This is a genomic window from Paracoccus sp. DMF (genome assembly GCF_004407025.1).
Taxonomy (GTDB): domain Bacteria; phylum Pseudomonadota; class Alphaproteobacteria; order Rhodobacterales; family Rhodobacteraceae; genus Paracoccus; species Paracoccus aminovorans_B.
Genome location: NZ_SOKV02000001.1, coordinates 119,996 through 131,951, shown reverse-complemented (window position 1 = coordinate 131,951; position 11,956 = coordinate 119,996). Strand labels below are relative to the sequence as shown.

Annotated in this window: 12 protein-coding genes; 4 read left to right on the top strand and 8 right to left on the bottom strand. The window is 67.4% G+C overall.

Annotated elements, in window-relative coordinates:
• Positions 1-3: 3 nt before the first annotated feature.
• From E3D03_RS00685 to E3D03_RS00665, 5 genes are all read right to left on the bottom strand, one after another.
• Positions 4-1,026 carry a glycine betaine/L-proline ABC transporter ATP-binding protein gene (locus E3D03_RS00685; RefSeq protein ID WP_263565360.1) on the bottom strand — a complete coding sequence of 341 codons (1,023 nt, stop codon included), beginning with the start codon at positions 1,024-1,026 and terminating at the stop codon, positions 4-6.
• A complete protein-coding gene (locus tag E3D03_RS00680; RefSeq protein WP_062563960.1) occupies positions 1,019-1,906 on the bottom strand; it encodes an ABC transporter permease in 888 nt (295 codons plus the stop codon). The genes E3D03_RS00685 and E3D03_RS00680 overlap by 8 nt, the downstream gene beginning before the upstream one ends.
• 67 nt (positions 1,907-1,973) lie before the next feature.
• A complete protein-coding gene (locus tag E3D03_RS00675; protein ID WP_062563961.1) occupies positions 1,974-2,972 on the bottom strand; it encodes an ABC transporter substrate-binding protein in 999 nt (332 codons plus the stop codon).
• 77 nt (positions 2,973-3,049) lie between these two features.
• Positions 3,050-3,838 carry a pyrroline-5-carboxylate reductase family protein gene (locus tag E3D03_RS00670; protein WP_263565359.1) on the bottom strand — a complete coding sequence of 263 codons (789 nt, stop codon included), beginning with the start codon at positions 3,836-3,838 and terminating at the stop codon, positions 3,050-3,052.
• A 276-nt stretch (positions 3,839-4,114) separates the two neighbouring features.
• A complete protein-coding gene (locus tag E3D03_RS00665; protein WP_263565358.1) occupies positions 4,115-4,738 on the bottom strand; it encodes a TetR/AcrR family transcriptional regulator in 624 nt (207 codons plus the stop codon).
• 146 nt (positions 4,739-4,884) lie between these two features.
• On the opposite strand from E3D03_RS00665, the gene hpbA reads away from it, so the two are divergent.
• Both hpbA and E3D03_RS00655 read left to right on the top strand, forming a co-directional pair.
• On the top strand, positions 4,885-6,921 hold the full coding sequence (gene hpbA / locus E3D03_RS00660; protein ID WP_263565357.1) for an N-methyl-L-proline N-demethylase HpbA: 2,037 nt from the start codon (positions 4,885-4,887) through the stop codon (positions 6,919-6,921).
• 27 nt (positions 6,922-6,948) lie between these two features.
• Entirely contained in the window at positions 6,949-7,575 is a 627-nt protein-coding gene (locus E3D03_RS00655) for a dimethylsulfoniopropionate lyase (protein ID WP_263565356.1), read from the top strand.
• A gap of 352 nt (positions 7,576-7,927) precedes the next feature.
• On the opposite strand, the gene minE is transcribed toward E3D03_RS00655, so the two are convergent.
• From minE to minC, 3 genes are read right to left on the bottom strand one after another with little or no spacing between them, the layout of a single operon-like run.
• Positions 7,928-8,188: a cell division topological specificity factor MinE gene (minE, locus tag E3D03_RS00650; protein WP_263565355.1), complete on the bottom strand. Its 261-nt coding sequence runs from the start codon at positions 8,186-8,188 to the stop codon at positions 7,928-7,930.
• A gap of 1 nt (position 8,189) precedes the next feature.
• Positions 8,190-9,011, bottom strand: coding sequence for a septum site-determining protein MinD (gene minD, locus E3D03_RS00645; protein ID WP_263565354.1), 822 nt, complete (start codon positions 9,009-9,011; stop codon positions 8,190-8,192).
• 22 nt (positions 9,012-9,033) lie between these two features.
• Positions 9,034-9,780 (bottom strand): septum site-determining protein MinC, encoded by a 747-nt coding sequence (gene minC / locus E3D03_RS00640; protein WP_263565353.1) that lies wholly within the window; start codon positions 9,778-9,780, stop codon positions 9,034-9,036.
• 231 nt (positions 9,781-10,011) lie between these two features.
• Between minC and E3D03_RS00635 the strand changes: the two genes are divergently transcribed.
• Both E3D03_RS00635 and E3D03_RS00630 read left to right on the top strand, forming a co-directional pair.
• Positions 10,012-11,553: a S8 family serine peptidase gene (locus E3D03_RS00635; protein WP_263565352.1), complete on the top strand. Its 1,542-nt coding sequence runs from the start codon at positions 10,012-10,014 to the stop codon at positions 11,551-11,553.
• A gap of 9 nt (positions 11,554-11,562) precedes the next feature.
• A complete protein-coding gene (locus E3D03_RS00630) occupies positions 11,563-11,814 on the top strand; it encodes a hypothetical protein (RefSeq protein ID WP_156429268.1) in 252 nt (83 codons plus the stop codon).
• The last annotated feature ends 142 nt before the right edge of the window (positions 11,815-11,956 follow it).

The window sequence follows — 11,956 nt, the reverse complement described above, 5'->3', positions numbered from 1 at the left end:
GCCTCAGGCGCCGGCCGAGACCGAAATCGCGCGTTTCAGCGACAGCTGCCCGACCGGACGGCCCTGGGCGTCCTCGACCCCTAGCGCCTGCACGCCGCGGCCCATCATGTCGCGCAGCGCCTCGGTCAGGGTCACGTCGGCGCGGATCGTCGCCTCGGGCGTGGTGCCGTTCAGCGGCTCCATCACCGAGCCGACCTGGACCACCTTGCCGCGATCGACGTGCTGGACGAAATTCGTCACGTAATCGTCGGCCGGGTTCAGCACGATATCCTGCCCGGTGCCCTGCTGGATCACCGAACCGTCGCGCAGCAGCGCGATGCGGTCGCCGATGCGCAGCGCCTCATCGAGGTCGTGGGTGATGAAGACGATGGTCTTGCGCACTTCCTTCTGCAGGTCCAAAAGCACCGTCTGCATGTCATAGCGGATCAGCGGGTCCAGCGCCGAATAGGCCTCGTCCATCAACAGGATCGGCGCGTCATTGGCCAGCGCACGCGCCAGGCCCACCCGCTGCTGCATGCCGCCCGACAGCTGCGCCGGATATTTTGCCTCGAAGCCCTTCAGCCCGACGCGCTCGATCCAGCGCATCGAGACCTTGTTGCGGGCCGCGGAATCGAGGCCCTGCACCTCGAGCCCGTAGCCCACGTTGTCCAGCACGGTGCGATGCGGCAGCAACGCGAATTTCTGGAACACCATGGCGGTCTTGTGGCGGCGAAAGGCGCGCAGCTCGTCCGGGGACATCTTCACCACGTCCTGGCCCTCGACCAGAATCTGGCCCGCCGTGGGGTCGATCAGCCGGTTGATGTGGCGGATCAGCGTCGACTTGCCCGAGCCTGACAGCCCCATCACCACCTGGATGGCGCCTGCGGGGATGCTGATGTTGATGTCGCGCAGGCCCAGCACATGGCGGTGCTTCTCGTTCAGCTCCTGCTTGGTCATGCCGCGGTTGACCGCGTCGATGAACGTGGCGCCGCGCGGGCCGAAGATCTTGAACAGGTTCCGGATCTCGATGCCGATGGGATCAGACATGGCTGCCTCCGCGATGCTTTTGCAGCCGGTGGCCCCAGGCCTGGCTGATGCGGTCGAACAGGATGGCGATGCCGACGATGGCCAGGCCGTTGAACAGCCCGAGCGTGAAATACTGGTTCGAGATCGCCTTCAGCACCGGCTGGCCCAGGCCCTGCACGCCGATCATCGAGGCGATGACGACCATGGCCAGCGCCATCATGATGGTCTGGTTGATGCCCGCCATGATGGTGGGCAGCGCCAGCGGCAGCTCGGCCTTGACCAGGCGCTGCCATTTCGAGGAACCGAAGGCGTCGGCGGCCTCCAGCACCTCGCCATCGACCTGGCGGATGCCGAGATTGGTCAGGCGGATCATCGGCGGGATGGCATAGATCACCACCGCGATCAGCCCCGGCACCTTGCCGATGCCCAGAAGCATGACCACCGGGATCAGGTAGACGAAGCTGGGCATGGTCTGCATCACGTCGAGGATCGGGTTCACGAAGGCCTGCACCCGGTCCGAGCGCGACATCAGGATGCCGATCGGCAGCCCGACCGCGATGGCCAAGAGCGTCGAGGTCAGGATCATCGAGATGGTCTTCATCGTATCGGCCCACATGCCGAAGATGCCGATCAGGCACAGGGTCACGATGCTGGCGATGACGATCTTGAGGCTGCGGCTGGCGAACCAGGCAATGGCGGCGACCACGGCCAGGATGATCGGCCAGGGGGTGTTGGTCAGCAGGTTCTCGGACCAGATCAGGAACACGCGCAGCGGCTCGAACAGGCCCTCGATGGCGTCGCCGTAGCTGCGGGTGAAAGAGCGGAAGCCATCGTCGATGACCTTCTTCAGATCACGGAGGAAACCGTCATCCAGCTGGGGAAACTCGTTGAACCAAGCCATGGCGACCTTTCGATGGGGGGCTAGGACGAAGAAGGCGCGGGACCGCCGGGGCGGCCCCGCGCGGGGCTCAAAGCGCCGCCTTGATCTTTTCGGCCGCTTCCGGGCTGACCCATTCGGTCCACATCTCGGGGTGGTCCTTGAGGAACTGGCGCGCGCCATCCTCGCCCGTGGCCTGGTTGTCGGTCATCCACGCCATCAGCTGGTTCACGGTGTCATTGGTCCAGCTGCGCTTCTTGAAATAGTCCAGCACGCCCGCGTCGGTCTTGTCGGCAAAATCCTTCGAGACCAGGGTGAAGACGTTGTCGCGCGGGAAGGCGTTCGGCTTCGGGTCGGTGCATTCCGCGACCGAGGTGCAGCGCTTCCATTCCGCCATGTCGTTCGGCACGCCGAAATCGACCGGCACCATGTCGTATTTGCCCAGCATCGAGGTCGGCGACCAGTAGAAGCCCAGCCACGGCGCCTTCTGCTCATAGGCCCGGGCCATCGAGCCGTCGAGCCCGGCCGCCGAGCCGGTGTCGACCAGGGTGAAGCCCTTGCCCTCGACGTCGAAGGCCTTGGCGAGCTGCGTGGTGATGATGGTGCCGCCCCAGCCCTGCGGGCCGTTGTAGATCGCGCCCTTCGACGGATCCTCGGGCGCCGGGAACAGCTCGGGGTGGGCGAGGATCTCCTCGATCTTGTTCAGGTTCGGATGTTCGTCCAGCATGTAGCGCGGGATGTACCAGCCCTGCTGGCCGCCGTCCGACAGCGAGCGCGCCATCTCGACGATCTTGCCGTCCTTCAGCCCGCCGGCGACGACTTCGGGCACCAGGTCGACCCAGGCTTCCGGCACCACCTCGGGCTGGCCCTTCTCGACCAGCGAGGTGATGGCCGGCACGGTGTCGCTGGTGGTGATGTCGACGCTGCAACCATAGCCGTTGTTCAGGATGAACTGGTCGAGGTTGGCCAGCACCTCGGCGCTTTGCCAGTTCATGCTGGCGATGGTGAACGAGCCGCAATCGGCCTGCGCCATGGTCGAGAACCCTGCCGCCGGGATGGCGGCGGCGATGGCGAATGCAAGTTTTTTCATTGTTTTTTCTCCCTGTGGCGGCTTGGCTGAGGATCCCCGCGACGCTGCCGCCAGCGCGCCGGGCTCTGGCTATGGGGCTAGGTCGGAGCGGGCGCGACCAGGCGGCGGGCCTTTTCCGTGGCGACTTCAAGCGCGCGCGCGACCGCCTGCGGGAAGCCGGCGGCCTCGGCGGCCTCGATCCCGGCGGCGGTGGTGCCGCGATAGTCGCGATAGGCCGCGACCAGTTCGACCGCGCGCTGCGGCCGGCCCGCCAGCATGGCGGCGCCGCCGCAGACCGCGGCCTCGACCGCGCGCCAGGTGACGGTTTCCGGCACGCCATGGCCGGTCATGAAATCCGCCATGGCCATGGCCATCAGCGCCGGATAGGCGGCGCCCGAGCCGGGCAGGGCGGTCATCAGGTCGATCTGCGCCTCGGCCGGCAGTTCGTCGGTGGTGCCGATGGCGCCCAGGATGCGGCGCACGGCCTCGCGATCCTCGGGGGTGACGCCCGGCGCGGCCCAGAAGGGCGAATAGGAATGGCCGCTTTCGGCGGCGGCATTGGGCATGGCGCGCACGATCCGCCCGCCCGAGGCCGCCAGCAGATCGGCGCCGACCCCGGCCATGAAGGACAGGACCAGCTTGCCTGGCGCCTGCAGCGCCAGGCCGTGCCAGTCCTCGGGGCGGACGGAAACCACGATGACATCCGACAGCGCCGCCAGTTCGGCGACATCGGCGGCCCAATGCGGACGGTGGCCGTGATAGTCGGCGCGCGGACCGCTGCGATTGAGCAGCACCAGCGCCTCGGCCGGGACTACCCGGCCGGACAGCAGGTGCTGCCCAAGGGCCGATCCCAGCCATCCCGTCGCGCCGATGATCCCCACACGCATGTCGTCGATTCCCCGATCTCTGCCAGCTTGCCCCACTTGGCTAACAGATTCGCGCCATATCTGGCAAGAAAATGTTCATGATTGTCTTGTCAGAGTTCATCGCAGACCTTTCCATGGTCATGCAAGAACGGAATCGCGACGATCCTGCACATATCCCCGCCAGATTGCGTTTTCGGAACGATCCTCAGGCAAGGATGCCGCAAAACTACCCCCAATAGGGATGATTTGCGACCCTTTCTTGTAATTTTGCGCCATGCGCGGCGCCCGGGCCGGCCGTCAGCGGCGAAAGCGGGCGGTGAAACGGGCCATTTCGCGCGGCTCGGGCAACTCGTCGGCATAGATCTTGACATAGGTAGGGATGCGGGCCAGCCGGGTCTCGATGTCCTCTTCCGCCTGCATCGAGATATAGCCGATCTGCACCAGATAGATGGTGCGGGCGCGGATGTCGGCCTCGTCCGGGGCGATGCCCCATTTCGCCAGCATCTGCGTCAGCGCCGCGAGCCGGGCCAGGTCAGCGGCCTTGATCCGCGCCGCCACGTTCTCGTCCTGCAGCGACCAGCTGCGCACCGCGAATTCCAGCCGCGAATCGAAGACGCCCGGCGCCAGGAAGCAGGTCAGGACGTTCAGCATCGCCTCGGCCCGGGTCTCGGCATATTGCGTGGTCGAATCGATCAGCGGCCGTGTCGTGCGCAGTTCCCAGCCGTCGAGCAGGGCGGACAGCAGCGCCTCGCGATCCTCGAAGAACCAGTAGAAGCTGGTGCGCGACAGGTTCAGCCGCTTGGCCAGCGGCAGGATCTTGACCGCGTCGATGCCGCTTTCGATCAGCGCCTGATAGCCGGCTTCCAGCCAACCCTCGCGCGACCCTCGCCAGCCCGTTTCGGATGCGTTCGCCTGATCCATGACACTGCTTAGGACGCGCGCGACAACCGAGCAAGGTAAATGTGCAATTTGCGGCGCTTTCGGTTCACCGATGATTTTTTAATTGACACAAGTGAACATTTTCGGATTTTCTCGGGAACAGCACTCCACCCTTCACAGGCAGAGCCATGTCGAACGATCCCCTTCTGCAGCCGTTCCAGCTGAAGCACCTGACGCTTCGCAACCGGATCATGATCACCAGCCACGAGCCGGCCTATCCCGAGGACGGCATGCCCAAGGACCGCTATCGCGCCTATCACGTCGAGCGCGCCAAGGCCGGGGTGGCGCTGACCATGACGGCGGGCTCGGCCTCGGTCTCGCGCGACAGCCCGCCGGTGTTCAACAACATCCTGGCCTGGAAGGACGAGGTCGTCGGCTGGATGAAGCAGCTGGCCGACGAATGCCACGACCACGGCTGCGCGGTGATGATCCAGCTGACCCACCTGGGCCGGCGCACGCGCTGGGACAAGGCGGACTGGCTGCCCGTCGTCTCGCCCAGCCACGAACGCGAGGCGGCGCACCGTTCGTTCCCGAAGAAGATGGAGGACTGGGACATCGCCCGCATCATCGGCGATTATGTCGATGCGGCCGAGCGGATGAAGGCCGCGGGCCTGGACGGGCTGGAATTGCAGGCCTATGGCCACCTGATGGACCAGTTCTGGTCGCCGCTGACCAATGACCTGGACGGCCCCTATGGCGGCAGCCTGGACAACCGGCTGCGCTTTACCTTCGACATCCTGAAGGGCATCCGCGAACGCTGCGGCGAGGATTTCCTGCTGGGCGTGCGCTATACCGGCGACGAATGCCTGCCCGGCGGTTTTGGCGCCGAAGAGGGCATTGCCATCTCGCAAAAGCTCAAGGACAGCGGCCTGGTCGATTTCCTGAACGTGGTGCGCGGCCATATCGACACCGATGCCGGGCTGACCGACGTGATCCCGGTGCAGGGCATGCGCAACGCGCCGCACCTGGAATTCGCCGGCCAGATCCGCAAGGCCACGAATTTCCCGACCTTCCACGCCGCCAAGATCCCCGACGTGCCGACGGCGCGCCACGCCATCGCCGCCGGGCTGGTCGACATGGTCGGCATGACCCGCGCCCACATGGCCGACCCGCATCTGGTGCGCAAGGTCGTCGAGGGCCGCGAGGACGATATCCGCCCCTGCGTCGGCGCGAACTATTGCCTCGACCGCATCTATCAGGGCGGGCTGGCCTTCTGCCTGCACAACGCGGCGACGGGCCGCGAGGAGACCATGCCGCAGACCATCCCGCCGGCCGCGGTGAAAAAGCGCATCACCGTGGTCGGCGCCGGTCCGGGCGGCATGGAAGCTGCCCGCGTCGCCGCCGAGCGCGGCCACGCGGTCACCGTCTTCGAGGCCGCCGACCAGCCCGGCGGGCAGATCCGCCTGACCGCGCTGCAAGAGCGCCGGCGCGAGATGATCTCGATCATCGCCTGGCGCCAGGCCATGTGCGAAAAGCACGGCGTCACCTTCAACTTCAACACCTTCGCCGATGTCTCTGATGTGCTCGCGACCCAACCGGACGAGGTCATCGTCGCCACCGGCGGACTGCCGCATACCGAGGTTCTGCGGGCCGGCAACGAGCTGGTCTGCTCGGCCTGGGACATCCTGTCGGGCGACGTGAAGCCGGGCCAGAACGTGCTCGTTTATGACGACGCCGGCGACCATGCCGCGCTGCAAGCCGCCGACCTGATCGCCGCGACCGGGGCGAAGGTCGAGATCGTCACCCCGGACCGCAGCTTCTCGCCCGAGGTCATGGCGATGAACCTGGTGCCCTATATGCGCAGCCTGCAAAAGCGCGACACCACCTTCACCGTCACCTGGCGGCTGCAATCGGTCGCGCGCGAGGGCAATCGGCTGCGCGCCACGCTGGGCAGCGATTACGGCGGCGTCACCCGCGACCGGCTGGTCGACCAGGTGGTGGTGAACCACGGCATCCGGCCGCTGGACGAGCTGTATTTCGACCTCAAGCCACAATCCTCGAACCTGGGCGAGGTGGATTACGAGGCGCTGACCACCGGCGGCTTGCAGGATGTCCGCAAAAACCCCGAGGGCAAGTTCCGGCTGTTCCGCATCGGCGACGCGGTGGCGGCGCGCAATACCCATGCCGCGATCTACGACGCCTTGCGGCTGGTCAAGGATCTGTAATCGAACGGGACACGGAAAGGGCACGGAATGGAACGACCGCAGGAATTGCAGGATTTCCTGGACATCGCCTTGCCTGCCATGCAGGCGCGGGCAGTCGGTGCGCAGTCGCGGGCCTCGCTGGCCTGGATCGCCAAGGCCGCGGCCACGCCTGCCGCGCCCGGCGCGGCGCCGGCCAGCCAGCCGGTGGTCGAGCGGGTGCTGGAGCCTGCGCTGCACCGCCCGGTCGATCAGGCCGATCTCGCGGCGCTGCTGGCGGCGTTGCGGGCGCTGGCGCCGCGGCTCTGCTGGCGCCGGCGCAGCGGCGATGCCACCGCCGGTCCCGGCTTCGACGAGGGCCACGCCAATGCCATGCTGCTGGGGCCGGGCGGGATCGAGGACCGCCACGACCTGTGGATCGGGCTCAGCCTGCTGGCGCCGGGCATCCGCTATCCCGACCACCAGCACGCGCCCGAGGAAACCTATCTCGTGCTCTCGCCCGGCGATTTCTGGCAGGAAGGCGGCGACTGGTTCCAGCCCGGCGTCGGCGGCAGCTTCTACAATCCGCCGAACATCCTGCATGCCATGAAGGCCGGGGACGAGCCGCTGCTGGCGCTCTGGGCGCTGCGGCCGGAACGCGAGGCGGCCTCGCGCAAGCCGCGGCTTGCAGCGCCCTGAACCGCGGCCGGTCGCGCGCGACCGGCTCGGCAGTCTTGAAGGTGGCGGTCAGGTTCAGCGCCGCCGCCGGCCCTGCGCATCGAGCGACAGTCGGGCCCCCGCGTTCGACCCGCTGGTCGATGACGGCATGGGCGCTGTAGCTCGGGCAGCCTTGCCATCACCGCTTGGGAGTCGGTGACGGTCGGGCCCTTGAGCGCCACGGGTTTGCCGGCCGCGATGTGCGAGGGTTCCTGGTCCGGCTCGGCTTGCGCGCGGGGCCCGGGGGGCTTTGCCCCCCGCGTTTCGTGCACCCCTCGACGGGGTGCGCGAAACGCTCCCCCCAGGATATTTCGGCAAGAAAGAAGCCGGCCGGTCAGGACGCCTTGCGGGTGCCGGGCATCTCGATGTTGATTTCCAGGCTCGACAGGTCGTCGCTGCGTTCCAGCTTGATGTCGACCGCATCGCCGTCGACATCCATGTGGCGGCGCACCACCTCGAGGATGTCGCGCTGCAGAAGCGGCAGGAAGTCGGGGCCGGAATTGCTGGTGCGTTCATGCGCGAGCAGGATCTGCAGCCGCTCCTTGGCGGTCTGCGCCGAACTGGGCTTGCGCGGGCGGAGTGAGAAACCGAACATCTCAGGCCGTCCGTCCCAGCAGCCGCTGGAAGAAGCCGCGCCGCTGTTCGCCGGGGGTCGCCCGCATCTCGATCTGTTCGCCGACCAGGCGGCCGACCGCGTCCAGATAGGCCTTGCCGGCCGGCGATTTCTCGTCCAGCGACACCGGTGTGCCCTCGTTCGAGGCCTTCAGCACCGAGGTGCTTTCCGGGATGATGCCCAGAAGCGGGATGGCCAGGATTTCCAGCACATCCTGCACGCTCATCATCTCGCCATTGGCCGAGCGGGCCGGATCGAATCGGGTCAGCAGCAGCTGCGCCTTGACCGCGCTGTCGTCGCCCTTTTCCGCCAGGAAGGTCTTGGAGTTCAACAGCCCCAGCACCCGGTCGCTGTCGCGCACCGAGGACACTTCGGGGTTGGTCACCACCACCGCCTCGTCGGCGTAATACATCGCCAGATGCGCGCCGCGCTCGATGCCCGCCGGGCTGTCGCAGATGATATAGTCGAATTCCTCGCGCAGCTCGTCCAGCACCGCCTTGACGCCCTCGGTCGTCAGCGCATCCTTGTCGCGGGTCTGCGAGGTCGGCAGGACGTAGAGGTTCTCCAGCCGGCGGTCTTTGATCAGCGCCTGCTTCAGCTTGGCGTCGCCCTGGATCACGTTGATGAAGTCGAAGACCACGCGGCGTTCGCAGCCCATGATCATGTCGAGATTGCGCAGGCCCACGTCGAAGTCGATCACGACCGTCTTTTTGCCGCGTGCGGCCAGCGCGGCGGCGATGGCGGCCGAGGTGGTCGTCTTGCCGACGCCGCCCTTGCCCGAGGTGACAACGATAACCTTGCTCACGAGCGTTTCCTTTCGATCATGGTCATTTCAGCGATTCGATGCGCAGCTTCTCGCCATCCAGCCAGACCTGCACATTGTCGCGGGGGGTGTCGGGACCCAGATTCTCGCTGGTGCGGTAGAGGCCGGCGATGGCCAGCAGCTCGGCATCGAGCGCGTGGCAGAAGATGCGGGCCGAGGTGTCGCCATTGACGCCGGCCAGCGCCCGGCCGCGCAGCCGGCCATAGATGTGGATATTGCCGCTGGCGATGACCTCGGCGCCCGAGCTGACCGAGCCGACGATCACCAGGTCGCCGCGGTCGGCGAAGATCATCTGGCCCGAGCGCACCGGCTGCGTCACCATCCTGGTGGGCTGCGGCGCCTCGCGCACGGGGGCCGGCGCCTCGGGGCGGCTGCCCTGGCGGCTGACGCGGTCCAGGGGCACGTCGCGCCCGCCGGCCAGCGAGATCAGCCCCGCGGCCCGCGCCGCCGCGGCCTGCGCCGCCGTGCCGCTCTGGATGCCGAAGACCGACAGGTTGCGCGCCCGCAGGTCGTCGGTCAGGCGCAGGATCTCATCGACGCTTTCCAGCCCTTCGGCCTGTTCCAAGTCGATGACCAGCGGCGCATTGTCGAAGAACAGCGGCACCTGCGCCAGCCGCGCGTCCAGCGCGTCGAAGAAACCGGCGTCGGGGCGGCCCGACAGATGCAGCGCCACGGCCGTGAAGAAGCGGCCGCGGATCTGGATAGGCTTCAGGGTCGCGACTTTCCGCGTCGCGCTCTTGCCGGGGTGCATTCTGTTCTGCTCGGGCTATGGTCGATTCTGGCTGCGCGCTTGTCCGGCGCGCTTAGGGCTGCCTTCCTAATACGTCGCGGCGGCTGCGTCCATGCGCAACTGCCGCGCCGCGCGATTTCGGCAGAGACACGCCGTCCGGCCCGGGTGCATGGGCGGGAAACCGTCCCCTCTTGCCTTCATGGCCGCTTCTGCCGTCACCTGATCCGAAACCGGCAGGAAGGAATCGCCGCCATGTCTGGCAAGACCCGGAAATATGTCATCGTCCCCGAGGACAACGTCTTCAACGAAGGCATGGAGACCGCGAGCTTCCGGCTGTTTCGCAGCATGCACCAGCGGCTGTTCGGGGGCCGGGGCGCCAGCATCGCCAGCAGCGCCGCGCAGGGGGCCGAGGCGGGCGACCTGTCGCCGACGCGGCCGCCCTTGCGCATCCTCGAGACCGAGGCGGGCCGCATCCGGCTGATCGATTCCATCGGCGAGGATGAGGCCTCGCTGGTCCGCATGACGCCCGAACAGGCGTTCATCCTGCAGCGCGCCTATCCCGGGCTGCGCATCCGGCCCGAACTGCGGCTTTACCCGCTGCGCTTCGGCCAGGTGAACATCATCCGCCAGCAGGCCAAGCCCACCGCCTTCCGCTCGGAAAAGGAACTGGCGCTGCGCTGCGTCGATGCCGCCAGCGGCAAGCCCATCGCCGGGGCGCAGGTCGTGGTGGTGCTGAACCGGCGCCGGGGCTTCGGCATCTCGGACGTGCGCACCGATGCGCAGGGCTGTTTCCGCACCGCGCTGCCGGCCGGGCAGACCCGCATCGACGCCATCATCTGCGCGCCGCTGGCCGGCTATTGGCCGGGCGGGGTGCAGGATGTCGAGGTCGCGCCCCAGGGCGTCACCGAGGTCGAGCTGCCGGTGCCGCCCATCGCCGACGACTTTCCCGATGCGCTGGCCCGCATGGTGGCGCCGTCGGGCAAGGGCGACGGCGAGGGCATCAAGGTCGCGGTCATCGACACCGGGGTCGACCCGGCGCCGGGGCTGAACCTGGTCAAGGGGCTGAACACCACCGGCACCGAGCCGGCGGACGAATGGTTCGGCAATGGCACCGGCCACGGCACCCATGTCGCCGGCATCATCGCCCGCGTCGCGCCCAAGGTGGCGCTGCACGCCTATCGCGTCTTCGAAAAGGGCGACGGCGGCGCCAGCGAATTCGCCATCGCCCGCGCCATCCGCCAGGCGGTCGAGGACGGCTGCGACATCATCAACATGAGCCTGGGCCAGTCCTCCGAGCCGATCTCGATCTCGCGCGAGGTGCGGCGGGCGCGGGCGCTTGGCGTGGTCTGCGTCGCGGCGACCGGCAACGACGGCATGGCGCCGGTGTCCTATCCGGCGCGCTCGGCGGCCGTGCTGGGCGTTTCGGCCGGCGGCGTGCTGGACGCCTGGCCCGAGGGGGCGATCACCGCGCGCAACATCGCCGCCGATCCCGCCCCGGTGGGCGAGCGTTTCTTTGCATCTTTCAGCAATATCGGCCCAGAGGTGGACTTTATCGGGCCGGGCGTTGGTATTATATCTTGGGTCGACGACACGTCGAAAGGGGTGATGGACGGCACCTCGATGGCCTGCCCGGCGGTGGCGGGCCTGATCGCGCGGTTGCTGTCCCGGACCCCCGGGCTGCTGTCGGCCGAGCGCAACCAGCAACGCTCGGACGACATCATCCGGATGGCGAACGAACATGCCCGGCCGATCGGATTCGGCAAGGAATATGAAGGCGCTGGACTGATCGAATAGGTTTTGGCGATGGCTATGGAAAACAAGCGCAACGAATGTTTCGTGCTGGTCTATTCCGACGACCGCGACCCCTCGCGCGAGGAAACGGCCGAGGTTCTGGACCAGTTGCGACCGCTGCCGGCCGAGGAGGTGATTCCCGGCACGATTCGCGTCACCGGCCCGCGGCGCGAGGTGGAACGCTGCACCGGGCCGCTGGCGCATTGGAAGCTGTCACGCGAAAAGGTGTTCCGGCTGAACCCGCCCTACAAGGCGATGCGCTGACCGGCGCGGCGCCGGAAAAATCCCCACGGTCAAAAGACTTGCGGCAAGCCCCGCCTGCCGCCTAACATCGGCCGGCCGGTGCCGTCCTGCCCGGTCCGCGCCGGGGTAGAGGCCGGCTTGGGGGAATCGTATCGTGACGAGT